This window comes from Vibrio atypicus (genome assembly GCF_009811315.1).
GTDB lineage: Bacteria > Pseudomonadota > Gammaproteobacteria > Enterobacterales > Vibrionaceae > Vibrio > Vibrio atypicus.
This window is the reverse complement of the sequence record NZ_BLID01000003.1, coordinates 260,754-281,991: the sequence shown is the minus strand read 5'-3', so window position 1 is coordinate 281,991 and position 21,238 is coordinate 260,754. Positions and strand designations below refer to the sequence as shown.

The window sequence follows — 21,238 nt, the reverse complement described above, 5'->3', positions numbered from 1 at the left end:
TCTTTACTTAGCAAACACGTCAGTAAAATCACGCTTTAAGATAGGATCACGGCGTGCTTTCTTGATCTGCTTAACCATATCTTTTACGCAGTTGTGTAGTACTTGGTCTAACAACTGAGCACGGTATTCTTCTTTTTGCTCGTCTGTCATACCTTCAGGAAGATTCAACGTAGGGAACTCTTCCATTACGTTTAGACCTGCGAATGCCTGACTTACTGAAATAAGTGCATGGAACTGTTCGAAGTTATCAAGAACATTCTGTGCACTGTTTGGTAGCTCATTCCATGCTTCACGCACTGCTTCTTCTGAAACCTCGTGGATCGACGTTACCATGTTATGCATTGCTTCTGGCACTTCATCAAATTCAATAACTTGGCGAAGCTCTGCTGAAACCGTTGCTAGGTCTACAGTAGGTTGTTCTGTTTGATTAACGTCAGACATTATATTTTCTCTTAAAAAAAGTGTATGTAACCGCGCTATCGTAAAAAACTATCAATAAAAGTCAACCTTAGTTGGCTGAATCTCCGTTGCTAGCGTATGATTTGCATATAATAGCAGCATGTTAAGGTCGAATAATAAGTATGAAGCAAGCCTCCGGTTCATCGATGAGAATTCTTTTAGTTGACGATGTTCAAATGGAAAGAATGCAGCTCGCGATACGCCTAAAGCAACTAGGACACACAGTCGAAATGGCTAGCTCAGGGAAAGATGCTCTGGAAATCTACCCATCATTTGAACCTGAACTCATTCTTCTTGATATCTCTATGCCGAATATGGACGGATTTGAACTATCCAACATCATCCGTGACCGATACCCAGACTGGGTGCCAATTATCTTTTTAAGCAGCCACGACGAACCAACGATGATCGCAAAAGCGATTGAAGCGGGTGGTGATGACTACCTGATCAAACCCGTTGATAAAGTCGTACTCAATTCGAAACTCATCGCAATGCAGCGTATCGCTTTTATGAGGCGAGAGCTAAAACAAAAATCACTTGCTCTGGCGAAGGCGAATGAGGAGCTTGCGAAGTTGGCACAAGAAGATGGTTTAACGAAAGTAAAAAATCGTCGCTCAATCGATGAAAAACTCACTGAAATGGTGGCTATTCACGGACGCCACAATTTACCTCTTAGCATTATTCTTCTAGATGTTGATCACTTTAAAGCCTACAACGACAATTATGGTCACATTGAAGGTGATAAATGCTTAATTTCAATCGCCAACGCACTATCTCAACTTTTTGTCCGCAATGGTGAGTTTGTTGGTCGCTATGGCGGTGAAGAGTTTGTCATCTTGTTAAGCCACACTGACGAGAACAAATTAGTTCACGATGCCCAGCGCATCAAATCCAAATTAGAATCTCTTGCAATCCCTCATGAATATAGCAATGCCTCCACACTCGTGACGGTGTCACAGGGTTTGTTATATATGAAACCAACAGGGCGTGAAAACAGCGAATTGATCTATGAGCAAGTGGATAAAGCGCTTTACGCAGCAAAACTCGCAGGTCGAAATCGCTATCATTTGGTCGACTAGACCATTGTGAGGCTTGCCCATACGTCGATTTCAAAGTAACTTATTCGTTTAACAATCATTATCGAATTTCATCATGAAGTTGGTTAGCTTTGCTCCCAATACTGTGCTGTTTGCTGCCGCTCTGACAGCAACACATTCATCTGCTAACGTTAATTATCGCAACTATTTAGAGCAGGCGTTTGCGACCTCCATTGTATTAACAGATAGCGATGTCTTTACCGTAGGTATCCACGATTTTGACCCCAACGACTGGTTTAATCTTAAAAATGAAGATATTGGCTCCGATGAGTCAGTAAAGCTACGCCAACAGATCGCGGTGACAACACTGCCTTATACCTTTGAATTAAGTGATCCTGAAGTTAAAAATAAGCATCAGATCTTTACTCGTTTTTCGGCAATTCGATCTCAGCAAGATTTTGAAATCCGCGAACAAGATAACGCCGACTATAACGACGAAATCATCTTAGGTGGTTTTACTGCTTATCGGTATCTACATCAATTAGATGAAAACTGGACGCTGATGACAGGGCTAGGTTTACACCTTCAATACTTTAAAAACTCCCACGAATATAAAAGTGAGTTTTCTAGCGACGTTATAAAACCTGCTATCGATGGCGTCTTATTTAATACGGATGCTTGGGCATTAAGTTATGAGCCCCATGTTCAAGTTAAGTATGATAAGCCGACAGAGTGGGGAAGCTGGAATTTCTCCTCCACATTCCATTACTTTTACGGAATGGGGTGGGGAAATGCCAACAATGGCAACATAGGGAACCCTGAAGGTTGGTATATGGCGAATGGACTAGAAGCCTACTACAACGTCAGTCAATTTGGGCGCAGTGTTCAATCCATCTATTCAAGTATTAGACGAATCGAAATAGGTGGAGACACCAGCGAGCCACTAGGCACTCCATATTACTATGAAGGCTCAATTGGCTGGCTAATGACGCCACCATTTAAATCAGAATGGATAGATAACGTGGGAATAGGGCTAAACATCAATTATGGAAGCGCATTGCGCGGGGGAAGTATCGTGTTCTTTTTTAATCAAATTGATTAAGCTTAGGCACTACATACTCGGTTTCGTCCACTATTTTTGGCCTTATAAAGAGCTTCGTCAGCTTTCTTCATGATGGTTTTTACAGAGCGGGTCTCTTGAGAGTCACACACGCCGATGCTGATTGTGATATTGACCAAGTCGCCTTGCTTTTTGCTTTTGCGCTTTTGAGCACCTGCTTTTTGGTCTTTAGGTCGAGTATCGTGATCTCTCAAAATCATATCGTAAGATTCAATCGAGGCCCTTAATAGTTCCAAGTAATCAAGAGACTGTTCTACGGTTTTTCCTTTAAATAGAACCGTAAACTCCTCGCCACCATAACGGTAAATGCGCGCTCCACCACCAATATGTTTCATTTTACTAGCGACAAGGCGAAGAACATCATCCCCAGTATCATGCCCATAAGTATCATTGAACGATTTAAAATGGTCGATATCGATCATGGCAATAGTAAATCGGCGGCCCAAATAGCGAAGATCTGATTCCAGCGCAAGTCTGCCTGGTATATCAGTTAAAAGATCTTTGAAAGCGAGCTCATAACTGGCTGAGAGTAAGTAAATTAACAGTAAAATTCCGGACAAGGAGAACATCATGCTCGAGATGTACGGAATGTGGAAGTAAACAAAAGTAACCGTAGACAATAGTGCAGATGAATAGATAACTACGTCGGTAATGCGATTCTTACTTGATACACATATCGCAAACGTCAAAACCATTGCCAATGAATAAACAACTAAGATAAAAGGGATTTTTGAGACATCTGGGACTACAAATAAGAAGGTGTTATTGATATCGTTGAATCCGCCATCGTAAAAATGGCCGAGAGTGAGGTAACACCAAAAACAAAAAAATCCGAGTGTGCACAAATAAATGAAGTAAGACCTCGACAAGAGAGGCCCATTCTTATGACTGTATACCAAGGCGAGAGCAACAGGTAACAACGCCGCAAGAAGAGAAAGCTCTAAAATTGTTGTACCCGAAGAAAGCTTAGTCTGTAATCTAAATTGGATTAACCAGTAGGCGATCAGCAAAGCGGTCGAGACCATTGCGATTCGGCTTTGTTTAAACGCGTGCGATAGCAAAATCGAACACACAAATAAAACGTATGGAAGATTGGTTAAAATTCCAAGATTGGACCGCGTAAAAGTAATCGCAGAATCAAGTCCAAAATAGATAAACGTCAACAACAAGAGTGGAAACGACAGACGAAACCAGTGAGTAGTGACGATAGAAAAAGACATGAAATTTAGACTAAGCCTATTAATTAAAAAGTTAATATACTGCAATTAGAATACTTTGATTTGATGATTTTCCAAGCTTTTTACTAAACTTAGAGATGAAAACTGAGTGTATGAATGAATAATAGCCAATTTATCCTCGTGATTAGTCACTTTCGAGACAAGTAAATCCATATTGAGCACCAACATGTTAAAGGAGTAACGGGTATGCAGATTAGTGTAGATGTTCATAACTACATGGAAACCTTAGTCGGGCAGGTGTTAGCGCTCCCCGAGTACAGTGATACTCTTGACCACGATCAGTTAGCGGATCTCGCGTGTCTTGCATTAAGTCAATTAAGACCTGTATACATAAGGCACGACATTGACTTTCTTTCTGCACTTCCCGAAGAGAGACTCGTAACATTGAAACAGTATGCTGAAAAAGCGGTAGAATCCGCGCATACTATGGTCATTGATGATCGACGCACAAATCGTAATGATGATGTACCTATCATTTTTAGTCGACCACGATTTGATGATGACGATGAATTAGAATGGTTCGAAAAACCGATTTTGAAAAAGAATAGATAGTTAAGGAGAGTTTTTGTGGGCCTGTTTTCTCGCTTATTCGGCGGTAATAAAGATGAAAAAAAAGTTGAAGTAGAACCCGTCGAATACAAAGGTTATTTAATTTATCAAGAAGCCATGCCTGAGGGTGGACAATATCGTATCGCAGGTAGAATCACAAAAGAGCTTGATGGCGAAGTAAAAACGCATCGATTCATTCGTTCAGATGTTTTGTCGAGCCAAACTGATGCAGACGAGTTTATGCTAAAAAAAGCGCAAATGTTTATTGATCAAATGGGTGATACGATTTTTCAGTAATTTAGCCATTCAAGTTGATGAACATCATAAATTTAAGAGCCATTAGCCGTTATGCTGATGGCTCTTTTGTTTTCTGGGCGTAGTTAATCTATTGTTTTAACGGTCATTTTACCTTACTGGTTAGACCTCATTACGCTTGCAGGTACGTAATAGTACGAGCTGGCCTATGAATGCACTTTTCATTACCAAAAGTTATATGTAATGTGAATTTATCCATTTGTTACAAATTACTTGAAGTGTATAAATAGGTTAGATAAAAACAGACAAATCATAGTTGCGAATAGTCAAGGAATAGCTAATGCAAATTGGTGTGCCAAAAGAAATACTTGCGGGAGAAACGCGAGTGGCTGCTTCGCCAAAATCGGTAGAGCAGTTATTAAAATTAGGGTTCGATGTTGTTGTCGAATCAGGTGCGGGGGAATTAGCGAGTTTTGACAACTCAGCTTTTGAGAATGCAGGTGCAAAAATTGCTAATACTGCGGATGTTTGGCAATCAGACATCATCTTAAAAGTGAATGCTCCAATCGTTAATGAAGGGAGCGATGAGCTATCGCTAATTAAAGAAGGGGCGACACTAGTTAGCTTTATTTGGCCAGCTCAGAACCCTGAACTCATGGAAAAATTATCTAGCAAGAATATCAATGTTCTCGCTATGGATGCCGTTCCACGTATTTCACGCGCTCAATCACTTGATGCTCTGTCATCAATGGCGAACATTGCTGGTTACCGTGCAGTTGTTGAAGCCGCTCATGAGTTTGGTCGGTTCTTTACCGGTCAAATTACGGCTGCGGGTAAAGTTCCACCAGCGAAAGTATTGGTTGCTGGTGCCGGTGTGGCTGGTTTGGCAGCAATCGGCGCTGCAGGTAGCTTAGGCGCAATTGTTCGCGCTTTCGATGTTCGTCCTGAAGTGAAAGAACAAGTGCAGTCTATGGGCGCTGAATTCCTTGAAGTTGAATTCAAGGAAGATACAGGCGCTGGTGACGGCTACGCTAAAGAAATGTCTGATGATTTTAACAAGAAAGCGGCTGAGCTTTATGCTGAGCAAGCTAAAGACGTTGACATCATTGTTACTACAGCGCTTATTCCAGGACGCCCAGCACCTAAACTGATCACCAAAGAGATGGTCGACAGTATGAAGGCGGGTAGTGTCATTGTTGACCTTGCGGCTGCAAATGGCGGTAACTGTGAATATACGGAAGCTGACAAAGTTATAACGACCGCAAATGGCGTGAAAGTTGTTGGTTATACGGATATGGTTGGTCGCTTACCGACTCAATCTTCTCAGTTGTATTCGACAAACTTGGTCAACTTACTCAAGCTGCTTTGCAAAGAGAAAGATGGCAATATTGATATCAACTTTGAAGATGTCGTATTGCGCGGTGTTACTGTTGTCAAAGAAGGCGAAGTAACTTGGCCCGCGCCACCAATTCAAGTTTCTGCTCAACCAGAGCAAAAACCAGCTCCGGTAAAAGAAAAACCAGAACCTAAAGTTGAAGAGCCAACATCTCCGCTCAAAAAAGTGGCAGCGTTGGTTGTTGGCTTAGGTGCCTTTGGTTGGATCGCTTCTGTAGCGCCTGCTGCTTTCTTATCTCACTTTACGGTATTCGTTCTTGCCTGTGTGGTTGGTTACTACGTTGTATGGAACGTTACGCATGCACTTCACACACCACTAATGTCAGTAACAAACGCTATCTCTGGCATTATCGTTGTTGGTGCATTGCTACAAATAGGACAGGGCCATGGTGCAGTGTCGTTTTTGGCGTTTATCGCGGTCTTGATTGCGAGTATCAACATCTTCGGCGGATTTACCGTCACCAAGCGCATGCTTGAAATGTTCCGTAAAGATTAAGGAGTAACAGGGAATGTCTGCAGGATTAGTACAAGCAGCTTACATAGTTGCTGCTTTATTCTTTATATTAAGTTTGGCAGGTCTGTCAAAACAAGAGTCTGCTCGCGCCGGTAACTACTACGGTATTGCTGGTATGACGATCGCTTTGATCGCGACGATCTTTGGTCCTGAATCACAAGGACTCGCGTGGATCATAGTCGCGATGGTTATTGGTGGTGGTATTGGTATCCACTATGCCAAAAAAGTTGAAATGACGGAAATGCCTGAGCTAGTGGCAATTTTGCACAGCTTTGTTGGTTTGGCTGCTGTACTTGTTGGTTACAACAGCTATATTGATGCACCAGTAATCGAAGCTCTTAACCCACAAGAAGCACACGCTGCGCACGTAATTCACCTAGTTGAAGTATTCTTGGGTGTATTCATTGGTGCGGTAACCTTTACTGGTTCTATCGTAGCTTTCGGCAAACTACGTGGTGTTATTTCTTCATCACCACTTAACCTTCCACACAAACACAAGCTAAACCTTGCGGCTATCGTCGTTTCAACGTTGCTAATGATTTACTTTGTGAAAGCTGATGGCAGCATGTTTGCCTTGATCGTGATGACGTTGATTGCATTTGCTTTTGGTTATCACTTAGTTGCTTCAATCGGCGGTGCGGATATGCCTGTCGTTGTTTCAATGTTGAACTCATATTCTGGTTGGGCTGCAGCGGCAGCGGGCTTCATGCTTGCAAATGATCTGTTGATCGTAACAGGTGCTTTAGTAGGTTCATCAGGCGCGATTCTTTCGTACATCATGTGTAAAGCAATGAACCGCTCGTTCATTAGTGTTATCGCTGGTGGTTTTGGCCAAGAAGTTGTCATTTCTGATGATGTAGAGCAGGGCGAACACCGTGAAACATCCGCAGAAGAAGTAGCGGAAATGCTGAAAGATTCTAAGTCAGTAATCATCACTCCAGGGTATGGCATGGCAGTTGCTCAAGCACAATACCCGGTGCATGAAATTACTGAAAAGCTTCGCTCTCAAGGTGTCAACGTACGTTTTGGTATTCACCCTGTAGCGGGCCGATTACCTGGTCACATGAACGTTCTCTTAGCTGAAGCGAAAGTACCTTACGACATCGTACTTGAAATGGACGAAATCAACGACGACTTCGACGAAACAGATACGGTGTTAGTTATTGGTGCGAACGATACAGTTAACCCAGCAGCACAAGAAGATCCAAACAGCCCAATAGCGGGCATGCCAGTTCTAGAAGTGTGGAATGCGAAAAACGTTATCGTATTCAAACGTTCAATGAACACTGGTTATGCCGGGGTTCAAAACCCACTGTTCTTTAAAGAGAACACACAAATGCTATTTGGTGATGCCAAAGATAGTGTAGACGCTATTTCTAAAGCTCTGTAAGATATAGCCTGTTTAAGAAGCCAGCTTAGTGCTGGCTTCTTTTGTTTTGCGAGTAACATAATTGACACAGATATCACATTTGTGTTTTATATTTTTGGCATAATGTTTTATTCTTGAAGTAACTAACTGATTTAGCGAATTTTTACATTGTTTAAGACAGTTCTAAAAACAATACTAATCTGCCTAGCAATGAACACGCACTCAGTGTATGCAGATTCATTGCCTGAGCGAATTGATAAATTTGTCGGACTATTTCAAGAATCAGATTCTGCGGTCTCTTACGATATCCGCAATTTGCAATCAGACTATCCAACACGCCTACTTACGCCCGAATCTATGCTTCCGCAAACATCCGCTTATCCACTGCGTGATGTTCAACGCCTCTATGAATTAGCCAAAAAGTGTACGGGTAAATTGCCGTTAAGCCCTTTAATCACTGAGCCTTTGGTGTTTACTAGAGCCATGTGTAAAGGCAATACCCTAAGCAATAAATGGTTTGCTCGAAGTGCCTTAATCCATCCAGGGGGCGGTACGTACGCAAGTCGCTATGCAACAATTTATCCGGAAAAACAAGAATTCCTTCAACAATACATGCATATCAAAGAGCGTCCGCTTGCAGGCGAAAACACGTTGCTTGGCCGTCTTCAAAATATGAATGAAGATACGATGCTCGCCTTAATTGCAGGTTCGAGTATGTTTATGGAGAGAAATGAGCTTTGGCTAAGGCAAAACGATAGTTATCTAGTATTTCCCGAAAAAATTTGGAAACACAATGCTGACGAAGCCGGACTTTCCTTTAATTTGAGAAGCGCGTCCACTAGTTGTTTCGTACAACGCGGTAATCTGTGTTGGGATGTAGAAGATCACTCAGATATCTTGCGCATTAGCATGGTTGCGTTGGTGATAGCCAATATCTTGCTCGTTTTTGGTTGGTCTGTATATCGTTGGAACACCAAGCGACAAGAAATGAAAAGTCGTATGTTGATCTTGCAAATATTAACTCATGAACTGCGTACGCCGATAGCAAGCTTATCCTTAACAGTCGAAGGTTTTAGGCGAGAATTCGAGAAGTTACCCGAAACAGTATATGATGAGTTCCGACGATTGTGTGAAGATTCTCGTCGTTTAAGACAACTTGCTGAAGCGAGCAAAGATTATTTACAGTCAGACAATAAACCACTTGCCACTGACTGGGTTCCATCCGTACAAGAATGGTTGGAATATAAAGTAGAAGAGGAATTCAATGGTGGTATTGAATTCCTTATTAATGAAGATATTGCTGCCAAGCTCAATGTTTACTGGCTTGGCACATGTATAGATAATTTGTTACGCAATGCGGTCAAGTACGGGGTAGCCCCAGTGACACTAGAGGTCATTACCTCAAAGCATATGCTGACTATTAAAGTTATAGACCAAGGTCAACTTAGCAAAAAGGATTGGCGTCATTTACGCAAACCGTTTGTGAGCAAAAGTGGACTCGGTCTAGGTTTAACAATCGTTGAATCCATGGTTGGACGCATGGGCGGTAAGATGCTCTTGGTTGGTCCACCATCAACGTTTATTTTGGAGATACCTTGTGAAACAGACACTGCTTCTCGTTGAAGACGATAAAAACTTAGCTGACGGCCTATTAGTAAGCCTAGAACAAGCGGGATACGAATGTTTCCACTCCGAGACGATTGCTGACGTTGCTCAGTACTGGGACAAGGCAGATTTAGTTATCTTAGATCGTCAATTGCCGGATGGAGATTCTGTTCAACACCTTCCTGAGTGGAAGCAAATCAAAGACGTGCCAGTAATCCTACTAACAGCTCTTGTTACGGTAAAAGACAAAGTAACAGGGTTAGATGCAGGCGCAAATGACTATTTGACTAAGCCATTCGCGGAAGCTGAGTTGTTTGCAAGAATTCGAGCTCAGTTACGTGCACCAGAAGGTGATCTGCAGGACGATAGCAAAGTAAAAACAGAGCACCTACTAATCGACAAAGCGACACGTGAGGTTTTCTATAAAGATGAATCGATCACATTGACGCGCACTGAGTTTGATTTGTTGCTGTTTTTAGCAAGCAATCTTGGTCGTGTGTTTACACGCGATGAATTGCTTGATCATGTATGGGGCTACAATCATTTCCCAACGACTCGTACTGTAGATACACACGTATTGCAGTTACGTCAAAAGCTACCAGGGCTTGAGATTGAAACGCTTCGTGGCGTTGGATACAAAATGAAAGCCTAATGGTTAGATTGCTTCCCCTAATAGGTGCACTTGTTGTTAGTGCACCTAATTTTGCGCAAGAAGTGGATTGGTTTGAAAGCAACACTCCCTTGACGCAAGCGCACAAGCACCTATTGAATGATGACTTACCAGCTATGTTTTCGTCATTGGTAGAAGTGTGGCAGCTTGAAAAAAATACAACTCTTGTTCCACATTTGAATGACTTATTCCTTCAATCGCTTGAAGTCGACTGCGGTAAAGGACTAGACAACAAACCTTTGCCTAACTGGATAAAAAGCGTTCTAGTTCGTCGCTCAGATATTCAAAGTCCGGGTAGGGATAGCTACCGAGCTCATATTGAAGTCGAATCAGATAAAGTTGTTAAAGACGTCACGCTCAGCAAGTGGGTAACAAGAACGCTTTCTACCGATGCATCTCTCACTTCATTTGACTCAGGTGACGGCGTCACAAAATATATTAAGCGATACAACCTGAATAGCCGTATGAAGATGGGTTTATACCGTATTGATGTAACAGCAGAAGACCAAACCTCTTGGAGCTCTTGGCTTGTGCTTGGTGAACCAAGAGCGAAAGTGTCAGTAAGATGGCAATCGAAAGATCAGTGGAAAGTAGAAAAGAACGCACTTTTAAACCCTCATTGCCCTTTACCAAAACTTGAAACCTCGCTCTATGACTTCGTAGATGGAAAATACAATAGGGTTTGGAGTCGTAAATTCGAATCTGATTATCCAACGACTTTAGACAGCAACATTGTCGATCCTGGACGTTATGTATTAGCGGTTTCTGTTAACCACGCAAGGTGGCAAGGACCAATAATTGTAGAGCAATCCCAAATTATTAGTAAAACATATGATGTTTCACTAGAGGAATAGCTAAAGTTATCCCACAATATGTCGATATAAACCTAAGGGAATCAAATCGTTTATATCGACATGAAAAACTCAAGAAAATTATTACCTCTTACAATTGCTCTATTCGCATCGTCAGCTTCTGCCGCAAACTACGCTATTGAAGCACGCGGTGATGCGATGGGTGGCGTTGGTGTTGTTTCCGCAAACTTTCTTACCGCTCCTTTTTACAACCCAGCTTTAACCGCTATTTATCGTCGTAATGATGATGTCGGTATGATTACTCCTAGCTTTGGCTTAGCTTATAGCGACGAGCACAATATGGTATCAGACTTAAATAGTGCATCCGGGCTTATAACAGAGGTCGCAGGAGGGGATTACAGCAATATTTCACAAATGTCCGGAATCCTAGATGATTTAACAGGGGATATTGCGAAGTTAGAGATCGGTGGTGTTGTAGCTTTTGCCATTCCTAACCGATTTATAGCTGCGAATGTATTTGGTAAAGCATACGCTGAGTCATTTGCGCAAACCGATATTTGGGATGGAGCTGCATCAGCCCTTCCTCAAGCAGGGATTAATGACGCTATTAACGCTGAATTAAGTGCAGTGAATGCGGTAAGTGTCGGTGTTACAGAGGTTGGAATCTCACTAGCAAAATATCAAACGTTTCTTGGGCACCATATTGCTTTTGGTGTCACCCCCAAATTACAACGAATTTATACCTTTGTTTATACCGCGAACCTTGATAATTACGACATAACTAAAGTACGCGAAAACGGTACTGGTGAAACCATGTTGAACTTCGATGCTGGTTTTGTTTGGTTCCGAGGGCCATTAAGAGTTGGCATTAGTGCAACAAACCTAATGAAGCGCGACATTAAAACGGATGAAATAGCCGGTCAAACAATAACATCCTCTATTGATGGCTCACAAAGCCGAACAATTGCACCAATTTCATACTCTTATCAAATGCGCCCACTATATACAGTCGGAGCAGGTTTAGTAGCTGATTACGCGACACTAAGTGTTGACTACGATTTAAATGAAGAAGAGCGCTATACAAACTTCGATGACAACACGCAAATGCTACGCGTTGGTGGTGAAATTGATATTATGCGCCAATTAAAGCTGCGTGCGGGTTGGAAGAAAAACCTCGCATATGAGAACTTAGACGACACAATTACTGCTGGTATTGGACTTTCTCCGCTAAATTTATTCCAACTTGATATCGGTGCAAGCTACACCAACGAAAACTCTATGGGTGCATACATTAACTTCTTAACCAGTTACTAATCTTCCAACTGGTTTTCAGCACAAAATCATACTATAGTCGGCTCCTAAATTACTGGGAGCCTTTTTTATGTTTGATGATCTACCTCCACTAAGCCACCAAGAACAGCAAGCCGCTGTAGAGAAGATTCAGAAATTGATGGGCGAGGGCATCAGTACCGCTCAAGCAATTAAAATCGTAGCAGAGCAAATTCGCGCCGAAGCAAAGAAAAACAGCGAACAATAAAACAACCCTCCATAAAAATGAGTGCCTATAACCCGACAGGTTAGGGTACTCGTTTTTCCTCCTCCTTTCGAAAACATCTTATTCTCTTCAATACTTCTAACTGCCCTGTGACACCGTCACCTACCTATAGTGCACTATATCTACCACAAAAGAACCGACAGAATAAAAACTCATTAAGTTTTGGACGTATCGGTCCAACTTTTCCTTAATGACAGTAAGCTAACAACAAGATTAGGCCCCATGCCAACCCTAGCAAAAATTGCATTATATCAAACAAATACAAGAAGTTAGCGCAGAGTAATTCACTAAAACAGGCTAAGCCGAATTCTTGCATGTAATTTTATTACAGCCTTGAAAATGAACTTTCATGCGCTTAATTTTCACTAGTGGATTCTATCGCCATGTGGCACTGTCACTAAAATCATAATTTAATAAGTTAAGTGAATAATCTGGTTTGGCGTAAAAAGCGGGATTGTTTTGGAACGGGTCAGTCAAAGGTCTGCAAGAGAAAACTTCTATTGGTGAGTACCGATGCAAATTGGATGATGCGATCTCACAACGAAATAATACCTCTGACATTCACGTCATGGTTTGATAGGCTCATAACAGAGCTTTTATAAAGGACCAACGTATGTATAAGTTAATAGAAAAAGTATCGCTATGTTTAGCTCTAGTAGCTTCTTTTAATAGTTATGCATCTGGCAACGTAATAGCCAGTTCAATTCCATTGCCTACATTATCGCTCTCTGAAGGAAATCAACTGTCACTTTCGTTGTCAGGCGTAACCTGTGGTGTAAAACCTTATTTCGTCGATAGTGCTGCGGTAAGCATCTTGGTAAATGGAACACCAATCGAGTTTTCTCGTACCTGCAAAGAGAACGTGTTGGCATTTAAACCGATAGGTAAATCAGAGAACGAACTGTTTGCTGAGCTTATTACAATTAATCGCAATCTAAATCTGCGCTACATGGCTAGCTCGCGGTCATATGTTTATAACGACTGGCAGCTACAACCAGTGAAAGATGCGTTATTAAAATAGATGACAATGGGTATTTATCAGAGCCTAACAACCAAGTGCGCATTATGTATATTATGTTAAATAATACCCATCAAAATATAGAGCAGTCGTCTGCCCTATACTAAGATGCGTATTTGCTTGATAAAGCAGATTATTGAACATAATCGATTTACCATAAAATACCTAATAACTAGTTTGATAATCATAGATAATCAAACTAGTTATTATCAAGATCAACCACCGGCTAACTTTACAGTGAAGCCTTTCTTTTCGAGATGTGCTTTGATCTTGTCACGTACATCACCTTGAACTTCGATGTTGCCGTCTTTTACTGAGCCGCCACAGCCGCAAATCTTTTTCAATTCAGCGGCCATTAACTTAAGCGGTGCGTCATCCAAATCTAAACCAGTAACAACGGAAACGCCTTTACCTTTACGGCCTTTGGTTTCTCGCTGAATACGAACGATACCATCGCCTTTAGGACGTTGCTTTTTTTCTTCTTCAGGTTTAATGCGACCTACATCAGTCGAATATACAAGAGTCATAGTGATTTACTTCTTTTGTTGCTGTTCAGCTTTTTGTTTAGCAAGCAAGTATGCCTCTATATGCTTCTGAATAGCAAGCTTACCACCTTTGATTAAGCGTCCATTAAAGAAACAATACCAAGCGTTTATATCACCTGTATCGTTTTTTAGTGTGTAACCGTTGAAAACTTCCTGTGAAGGTTTACCTTCTTGTTGTGTTTTCTTGGTGGCCAATGAACTGAATTCTTTCGGATCGATAATTGTTGCAGTATCACAAAACCAATCGATACTCTTTTTAACCGCTGCCATGCTTCCTGACAACACGTGGTTTTTAATTTGAACTTGCCAAATCTCTGTTGAAGTCCCGGCAGTTTTGAGGTTAAAACCTCTGTAAGTAGCAGCAGCCATAGTAAGTGTTTTCTTGTTATGAGTTAGTTTAATAATAATTGTATATCTTTCATTATCAAGTATATTTATCACACATTCATTGGTTATAGTGCACTAGAATGCGAAAAAAAGTTCGTGAAATCACAAATCAAACCGAAAAGAAACAATTGATTAAACAATTTATTCATCTTGTTTCAATTGATCAGGTTGCTTTTCTCACCGATAGGCAGTATTCACAAAATTCTCTTTTAGCGATGACAAAAGATTGGAATCATTTTGTCGAATTCTGCCAACTTAAAGGGGTATCTCCGCTCCCAACTTCAGTAACAGCTTTACGTCATTTTATAGAGAAGCAATCTGATTCAAGAAAGTACGCCTCCATAAAGCGTTACACGGTAACTATAGGCCTATTTCATCGTATTCTAGGGCTACAAGACCCAACATCTAATTCAAGAATAAAAAGCTCACTAGCATCAACGCGAATCGATAAGCTCGGCGATGCTAAAGTGACGGCCGCTTTTGAGCGAAAGCACTTAGAGCAACTCTCCGCCCTACTTTCTCGAACAAATAGGCCTTCAGATATGCGTAATCTTGCTATCTACCACGTTATGTTTGAATGCTTGTTAAAACGGGGAGAACTCCGTGATCTGACCATCGACAAGTTCAACATAAACGAAAACTCGATTACGTTGAGCTTAGGCTTATACAATTACACATTTTCGCCTGAAACGTGTTGCTATTTACAACGTTGGTTTTTATTACGCAACCAAACTAGCCAATGGGCATTTTCTGCAATAGATAAACACGGCAATATTCGCAGCTCTCAATTAAATGATTCTTCAATTTTTAGAATACTGCGCAAAGCCAGTGAAGTGCTAGAGCTCGATGTTAAGTTCTCAGGGCAATCACTTCGAGTTGGGGCCGCAAAGCAGATGGCTAAGGATGGAAAGAAAGTAAGAGATATTCAGAATTATGGCCGTTGGCTAAGTGCCGCTATGCCCTATTACTATATAGGTAATAGGACACAAGCTAACTTAGAGCGAATGGTTTTTAAAACCATTAAGCCCTGGGATTAAAGAGAACTCTTTACACAATCAGAAAGGAACTCGGAGAATTTATGGGCATTGTGTTCTAGCATTTTAGGGAACATAGAAATCGGCGTCATACCCGGAAAAGTATTCACCTCGTTTAAATAGATTTGACCTTCCGGAGTCAGGAAGAAATCAATACGAGATAGATGGCGTAATCGCATCTGGGTGAATACTTTTTCTGAGCTTACTCGAATAATGTCTAATTGCTCATCCGTTAGGTTTGTCGCTTCTACATCGGTTGTGGAATGGCTTGTCGCACTGTATTTCTCTTCATAAGAATAGAAAGCGTCTTCTGGTGCTTTCACTTCACCAGGTTTAGAGACATAGAGCTTACCTTGGTATTCATACGCAGCCACTTCCAGTTCACGTGGTTTTACCGCCTGCTCCACCAAGACTTGATCAGAGTAACTAAACGCATCATTGAGCGACTGTTGCAATTCAGAAACCTGACTTACTTTATAGCAACCCACAGAGGAACCTTGACGCGCAGCTTTTACAAAAATCGTTCCCCAATTTTCCAATGCTTCGCAACTTTTATCAAAAGCAGTTTGATCATTTTCAGAAAGGAAAATGTAAGGTGTATTTGGAATGCCCAAAGCATCATACCAAAGCTTTGAAGTGATTTTGTTGAAACTATTCGTGCTCGCTTCTGGCCCGCAACCTAAGTATGGAATACCCGACAACTCTAGCATTGATTGAATGTCACCAGTTTCACCCGGATAGCCGTGGATACAAGGGATAACAAAGTCGAGGTTCGTTGTTTGAGTTTCTGAATTGAGCGTACCGGAATTGGTATCTAGATAAACTAAATCGCCGTTATTTGTGTACCAACCATCTGCTTTCATTTCAACGCGTATAACATCAAATTGCTCTGATTGTTCCAGTTGAGATTGGATGAAGTTAGCTGAAAGTAGTGACACTTCATGCTCAGAAGAGCCGCCGCCACATAAAAGTAGAATTGTCGTATTAGCCATTAAAAGATCTTTCCGTGATACAACAGAATGTTTATGTATCAATGATAATAAAAAAATTAGGTGTTTTATACGGGTTTCGCGAATAGAAACAAAACTTACCGTGCGAATGACGAATAAGTAGACACAAAAAAAGGGGCGATGTGCCCCTTCTCGTGATTAGTTTAATTTGTTTAGCGTTGGATACTGAGAGTTCTTGATAGTATCGATGCTCTTAACAAAAGGTTTTAGCGACTTAAACTCTGCTGGTAATTCACTTATCGCTTGCTTCGCATCCATACGTGTTGCGTAGTCACCGTATAGTACTGTGTACCACTTGGTGCCATTAACCATTTTGTAGTTTTCCCAAATTGGTTGCTCGCCACGTGGAAGCTTACGTGCAAACTGGTCAACTTTAGTTTGCGAACCGACAGCAACAACTTGAATGGTAAAGCCGTATCTAGAGTTCATCGCCTTTTGCTTTGCGCTTGGCGGTGTAATCGCGACAGCTGGTTTGGCCTTAACTGGCTTTTTAGCAGCTGGAGACATTTGAACAACATTAACCGCGACATTATCTTCAGTAATGCCTTGTGTTACTGTCTGATCCGAAACAACAGGCTTTTCAACCTTCGCTGTTTTGTAGTCCTCACGATAGCTTTCCGAACTTACATCAGTGACATAGTCACTCGATACACAAGCACTCAGCAGTACTGACAACCCAACAATTGCTATTTTTTTCATGAAACTTTCAAATGCCTTAACTAGAAATTACTGTAAATCATGCCGTTAGACTGACTCAGAATCAACCCAACATTTTAATTATATATCAATACTCTGTGACGCAAGGCACAAACTCAGTCAGTTCAGAAGTGATCTGATTAAAACTCCGTCAAATCATTGAAGCAATCGCATCAAAGCTTCTATAGGATTCTCTTATGACCCTTGCCGGAGCAGCGCTATGAACCAGTTAACTCACTTACTGAAACCCAAGTCCGTTGCCATTATTGGCGCTTCAACGAAACCAATGCGCGCAGGAAATATCATTATGAAGAACCTGCTTCATGGCGGTTTTGAAGGCGCTATTATGCCTGTGACACCTCGTTACTCTGCAGTATGTGGTGTTCTAGCGTATCGTGATATCTCCCACTTACCCGTCGTGCCTGATGTCGCCATTATTTGCACCAATGCATCACGTAATACCGAAGTATTCGAGCAATTAGCAGAAAAACAGGTCAAAACAGTCATTGTTCTATCTGCCGACATGCATCTCGCAAGCGCCGATGGATCCAGTATTCAAGACAACTGTTTAACTATAGCAAAGCAATCTGGCATGCGCGTACTTGGCCCAAATAGCCTTGGATTGATTCTACCTTGGGTCAACTTCAATGCTTCTTTTTCACCAGTCACAGCGCAACGCGGGAAAATTGCCTTTATCTCGCAATCGGCAGCCATGTGTACAACGATTTTAGACTGGGCTAACGATAAAGAAATTGGATTCTCAGCGTTCATTTCTCTTGGCAATGCACTCGATATCGACTTTGCCGACCTACTCGACTATCTCAGTACAGATTCACATACCGAAGCGATATTGCTGTATGTCGATACAATTAAAGATGCGCGGCGATTTATGTCTGCTGCACGAGCGGCGTCACGTAATAGACGAATTCTAGTTCTAAAAGGCGGTAGAACTGCCGCAGGACGAAAAGCGGCCAAAGCGCATACCGGCGGCTCAGATACCCTAGATATTATTTATGACTCTGCGATACGCCGAACAGGTATGCTCAGAGTTAACAACTCCCATGAATTATTTGCAGCGGTAGAAACCCTAACCCACTCGGTTCCACTCCGAGGCGAGCGACTTGCCATAATAACCAATGGTGGCGGGCCGGCAATAATGGCCGTCGACACTCTGTTAGAGCGTGGTGGGAAACTCGCAGAACTATCAGAAAGTACTATCGAGTCATTAAGTGCGATATTACCTGCTAGTTGGAGCCACAGTAATCCTATTGATATGGTGGGAGATGCGGACCACACGCGTTATATAAAAACGTTAAATGCTGTGATGGATACCGACTGTGCGGATGCAATCTTGATCATGCATAGCCCGTCTGCCGTCGCTCACTCAGAACAAACAGCGCGTGAAATTGTCGCTGCAGTTAAAGCACATCCACGTCACAAGCGGTTCAATATCTTAACCAATTGGTCTGGCGAACTGACTGCTAAACCGGCAAGGCATATCTTTAATCAAGCAGGAATTCCCACTTACAGGACTCCAGAAAGCGCCGTTGTTGCCTTCATGCACTTGGTGGAATACAGGCGAAACCAGAAACAATTAATGGAAACGCCAACAACGGCAGAACCGGTTCACATAACCGAACTCAACGAGGCAAAAAATTGGATAGACGACAAGCTACTGGATAAAAACACAGTGATGCTTGATACCCACCAAATTGGCCCATTTTTAAAACACTTTGATTTCGATGTCCTACCAACTTGGATCGCCTCCGACGTAAGTGAAGCTGTCCATGTTGCTGAACAAATCGGTTACCCTGTAGCGGTTAAACTGCGCTCTCCTGACATTGCTCATAAGTCCGATATTCAAGGTGTGATGCTTAACCTTCGTAACAGTAATGAAGTCGCAGCAGCAGCAGAAGCGATACTGGATCGAGCGAAACTCTCCTACCCGTCGGCCAATATTCATGGGCTTTTAGTCCAAGGTATGGCAAAACTCGCAGGTGGCGAAGAGATCAGAATCAAGGTCAAAACGGATGATGTTTTCGGGCCAATTATTTTACTTGGCCAAGGCGGATCAGAGTGGGATGAATCACTAGACGCGGCGTCAGCACTGCCTCCGTTAAACATGGCTCTCGCGCGTTATTTGATTGTCAGAGCCATAAAGAATGGCAAGATAAGATTGCAAAAACTGCCTGAGCCGATGGACATTCAAGGTCTATCAGAAATGTTAGTGCGTATCTCTCAGATGGTGGTTGATTGTCCTCAAGTACACGAACTGGATATTCATCCAGTGCTCGCAAATGGCAGCAACTTTACTATCTTAGATGCCGACTTAACCTTAAGGCAGTATCAAGGTGATGCTCAAGAGCGACTTGCCATTAGACCTTACCCAGTCGAATACGAAGAAATCGTCACGCTTAAGTCTGAAGAACAAGTTCTTTTGCGCCCGATCCTTCCTGAAGACGAGCCACTACATGCGGATTTCATCCATAACGTATCCAAAGAAGATTTGTATAAACGCTTCTTTAGTGACGTTGGAGAATTCAACCATGAAGCGTTAGCAAACCTAACTCAAATCGATTACGACCGGGAGATGGCATTTGTTGCCGTCAGACAATTGGATAGTGGTTTCCAGATCATCGGTGTCTCTAGAGCTTTAATCAATCCTGAAAATACCGACGCTGAGTTCGCGATACTTATTCGTTCAGATTTGAAAGGTATTGGCCTTGGTAAAATCCTAATGACCAAGGTGATCGATTATTGTCGCCACAAAGGCACAAAGCAGATGTCAGGAATGACGATGCCAACCAATCGCGGTATGTTGATGCTCGCACAGAAAATGGGCTTTACCCTTGATGTCCAATTCGAAGATGGTGTTGCAGATATGGTCTTGCCACTAAATAACTAATGAAAAACAAAAGGGAGCAATTGCTCCCTTTCTATTATATTTTTGCCTGGTTCTTAAAGGTTTTCTTTAAGTACTGAATGCACCAGGATTTTGCTTCACCAATCTTATTCCGCTTCCAAGCCAGAATAATTTCAATCGGTTGCCCTTCTGTTCCCGCTATCTGTCTAAGTACACCCTGTTCTATAAGTTCAGACGCAAGTTCTTTAGGTAACGTCCCTATTCCCAACCCTTGCTTTAGAGCCGACACTTTCGCCGCAAAATTAGTCACCGTTAAGCGAGGTTGCTTCTGAATAACATTGATACTGATTGGAGGTTGTTCTCTAGCGGTATCAGCAATCGCAATAACTCGGTACTTCTCTCTCGCCTCATCATTAAACTCGCCTGACCGCTTATGAACGTAGTGGTCAGAAGCTGCAACCCAAACCATTTCCATTTCTCCGATCACTTCAGCTTTTACATCATGAGGTAACGTTTCGAGTTTTGGGCAAACAAGAAGATCAGCGCGGCCATCACTCAGAGACTCCCAGCAACCCGCCAAGATTTCCTCTTGCAACTTTATTCTGGTTGAACTGACTTTACTTAACTCATCAACCATTGAGAAGAAATTCTCAACCGGGATAATGCCGTCAAAAGCCAAACTAATATCAAGCTCCCAGCCGTTAGCCAAAATGCTCGCATCGTTCACCAGCTTTTGAGTAGCTGCTAAGATCGTTCTGCCCGTTTCTAAAATAAGCTGTCCGGCTTCAGTAAAGCTCGCTTTATGCCCAGATCGATCAAAGATCATGATATCAAGATCTTGTTCTAGTTTTTGAATTTGATAGCTCAATGAAGAAGGCGCTCTGTCCAATTCATTCGCCGCTGAGGCAAAGCTCCCACGACGATCAATCGCATCTAAGATATGAAGTGCTTCTAAAGTAATCGGACTTTGCATTATTTACCCCTTCTCTCCATACGAATAATTGTGATTACCATCACATTGTAAGCAGTATTGTTTAACGTTGAACTGAGTCAGTTTAACTCTATCTTATTGTGTTTCAAAGAGATTAGCCCAAGCCCATATTTATA

Annotated in this window: 21 protein-coding genes; 14 read left to right on the top strand and 7 right to left on the bottom strand. The window is 42.0% G+C overall.

Translation table 11 applies throughout. From position 1 onward, the window contains the following. Window positions 1-3 precede the first annotated feature (3 nt). A complete protein-coding gene (locus GVO60_RS08535) occupies window positions 4-441 on the bottom strand; it encodes a DUF3069 domain-containing protein (RefSeq protein ID WP_159652911.1) in 438 nt (145 codons plus the stop codon). Window positions 442-581: 140 nt separating this feature from the next. Here GVO60_RS08535 and GVO60_RS08530 point away from each other — a divergent pair, with 140 nt between their 5' ends. Next, complete coding sequence (locus tag GVO60_RS08530; protein ID WP_225874913.1) at window positions 582-1,538, top strand: GGDEF domain-containing response regulator; 957 nt, start codon at window positions 582-584, stop codon at window positions 1,536-1,538. Between the two features lie 73 nt (window positions 1,539-1,611). Continuing rightward, window positions 1,612-2,598, top strand: coding sequence for a Solitary outer membrane autotransporter beta-barrel domain (locus GVO60_RS08525; protein WP_159652909.1), 987 nt, complete (start codon window positions 1,612-1,614; stop codon window positions 2,596-2,598). A 2-nt stretch (window positions 2,599-2,600) separates the two neighbouring features. Here the strand turns inward: GVO60_RS08525 and GVO60_RS08520 are convergent, their stop codons facing one another. Beyond that, window positions 2,601-3,836, bottom strand: a complete 1,236-nt coding sequence (locus tag GVO60_RS08520; protein ID WP_159652907.1) for a GGDEF domain-containing protein — start codon at window positions 3,834-3,836, stop codon at window positions 2,601-2,603. Between the two features lie 204 nt (window positions 3,837-4,040). Here GVO60_RS08520 and GVO60_RS08515 point away from each other — a divergent pair, with 204 nt between their 5' ends. The 10 genes from GVO60_RS08515 (at window position 4,041) to GVO60_RS08470 (ending at window position 13,599) form a co-directional block, all read left to right on the top strand. Continuing rightward, window positions 4,041-4,406 carry a late competence development ComFB family protein gene (locus tag GVO60_RS08515; RefSeq protein ID WP_159652905.1) on the top strand — a complete coding sequence of 122 codons (366 nt, stop codon included), beginning with the start codon at window positions 4,041-4,043 and terminating at the stop codon, window positions 4,404-4,406. 15 nt (window positions 4,407-4,421) lie between these two features. Continuing rightward, window positions 4,422-4,700, top strand: coding sequence for an HlyU family transcriptional regulator (locus GVO60_RS08510; RefSeq protein WP_159652903.1), 279 nt, complete (start codon window positions 4,422-4,424; stop codon window positions 4,698-4,700). A 298-nt stretch (window positions 4,701-4,998) separates the two neighbouring features. Next, entirely contained in the window at window positions 4,999-6,549 is a 1,551-nt protein-coding gene (pntA, locus tag GVO60_RS08505; protein WP_159652901.1) for a Re/Si-specific NAD(P)(+) transhydrogenase subunit alpha, read from the top strand. Between the two features lie 13 nt (window positions 6,550-6,562). Then, complete coding sequence (pntB, locus tag GVO60_RS08500) at window positions 6,563-7,957, top strand: Re/Si-specific NAD(P)(+) transhydrogenase subunit beta (protein ID WP_159652899.1); 1,395 nt, start codon at window positions 6,563-6,565, stop codon at window positions 7,955-7,957. Between the two features lie 189 nt (window positions 7,958-8,146). After that, the gene (gene vxrA, locus GVO60_RS08495; protein ID WP_174855877.1) at window positions 8,147-9,559 is read left to right on the top strand and encodes a sensor histidine kinase VxrA; all 1,413 of its coding nucleotides are present in this window, start codon (window positions 8,147-8,149) and stop codon (window positions 9,557-9,559) included. Next, a complete protein-coding gene (gene vxrB / locus GVO60_RS08490; RefSeq protein ID WP_159652895.1) occupies window positions 9,534-10,193 on the top strand; it encodes a response regulator transcription factor VxrB in 660 nt (219 codons plus the stop codon). The genes vxrA and vxrB overlap by 26 nt, the downstream gene beginning before the upstream one ends. After that, complete coding sequence (locus tag GVO60_RS08485; RefSeq protein ID WP_159652893.1) at window positions 10,193-11,065, top strand: DUF2861 family protein; 873 nt, start codon at window positions 10,193-10,195, stop codon at window positions 11,063-11,065. The genes vxrB and GVO60_RS08485 overlap by 1 nt, the downstream gene beginning before the upstream one ends. 60 nt (window positions 11,066-11,125) lie before the next feature. Further along, window positions 11,126-12,337, top strand: coding sequence for a conjugal transfer protein TraF (locus GVO60_RS08480; protein WP_159652891.1), 1,212 nt, complete (start codon window positions 11,126-11,128; stop codon window positions 12,335-12,337). A 67-nt stretch (window positions 12,338-12,404) separates the two neighbouring features. Continuing rightward, complete coding sequence (locus tag GVO60_RS08475; protein WP_159652889.1) at window positions 12,405-12,560, top strand: YoaH family protein; 156 nt, start codon at window positions 12,405-12,407, stop codon at window positions 12,558-12,560. A gap of 631 nt (window positions 12,561-13,191) precedes the next feature. Continuing rightward, on the top strand, window positions 13,192-13,599 hold the full coding sequence (locus GVO60_RS08470; protein ID WP_159652887.1) for a hypothetical protein: 408 nt from the start codon (window positions 13,192-13,194) through the stop codon (window positions 13,597-13,599). A gap of 212 nt (window positions 13,600-13,811) precedes the next feature. On the opposite strand, the gene yciH is transcribed toward GVO60_RS08470, so the two are convergent. Together yciH and GVO60_RS08460 are read right to left on the bottom strand one after the other, a co-directional pair. Continuing rightward, window positions 13,812-14,123, bottom strand: coding sequence for a stress response translation initiation inhibitor YciH (gene yciH / locus GVO60_RS08465; protein ID WP_159652885.1), 312 nt, complete (start codon window positions 14,121-14,123; stop codon window positions 13,812-13,814). Window positions 14,124-14,129: 6 nt separating this feature from the next. After that, window positions 14,130-14,510, bottom strand: coding sequence for a DUF3319 domain-containing protein (locus tag GVO60_RS08460; RefSeq protein WP_159652883.1), 381 nt, complete (start codon window positions 14,508-14,510; stop codon window positions 14,130-14,132). A 98-nt stretch (window positions 14,511-14,608) separates the two neighbouring features. Between GVO60_RS08460 and GVO60_RS08455 the strand changes: the two genes are divergently transcribed. Further along, the gene (locus GVO60_RS08455; protein WP_159652881.1) at window positions 14,609-15,565 is read left to right on the top strand and encodes a tyrosine-type recombinase/integrase; all 957 of its coding nucleotides are present in this window, start codon (window positions 14,609-14,611) and stop codon (window positions 15,563-15,565) included. Here the strand turns inward: GVO60_RS08455 and GVO60_RS08450 are convergent. Beyond that, window positions 15,562-16,554, bottom strand: a complete 993-nt coding sequence (locus GVO60_RS08450; protein ID WP_159652879.1) for a D-alanine--D-alanine ligase — start codon at window positions 16,552-16,554, stop codon at window positions 15,562-15,564. The two genes, GVO60_RS08455 and GVO60_RS08450, sit on opposite strands and share 4 nt — an antisense overlap. Before the next feature lie 156 nt (window positions 16,555-16,710). Then, a complete protein-coding gene (locus GVO60_RS08445; RefSeq protein WP_159652877.1) occupies window positions 16,711-17,271 on the bottom strand; it encodes an SPOR domain-containing protein in 561 nt (186 codons plus the stop codon). Between the two features lie 217 nt (window positions 17,272-17,488). On the opposite strand from GVO60_RS08445, the gene GVO60_RS08440 reads away from it, so the two are divergent. Then, the gene (locus GVO60_RS08440; RefSeq protein WP_159652875.1) at window positions 17,489-20,173 is read left to right on the top strand and encodes a bifunctional acetate--CoA ligase family protein/GNAT family N-acetyltransferase; all 2,685 of its coding nucleotides are present in this window, start codon (window positions 17,489-17,491) and stop codon (window positions 20,171-20,173) included. A 34-nt stretch (window positions 20,174-20,207) separates the two neighbouring features. On the opposite strand, the gene GVO60_RS08435 is transcribed toward GVO60_RS08440, so the two are convergent. Beyond that, window positions 20,208-21,104 (bottom strand): LysR family transcriptional regulator, encoded by an 897-nt coding sequence (locus GVO60_RS08435; protein ID WP_159652873.1) that lies wholly within the window; start codon window positions 21,102-21,104, stop codon window positions 20,208-20,210. Between the last annotated feature and the right edge of the window lie 134 nt (window positions 21,105-21,238).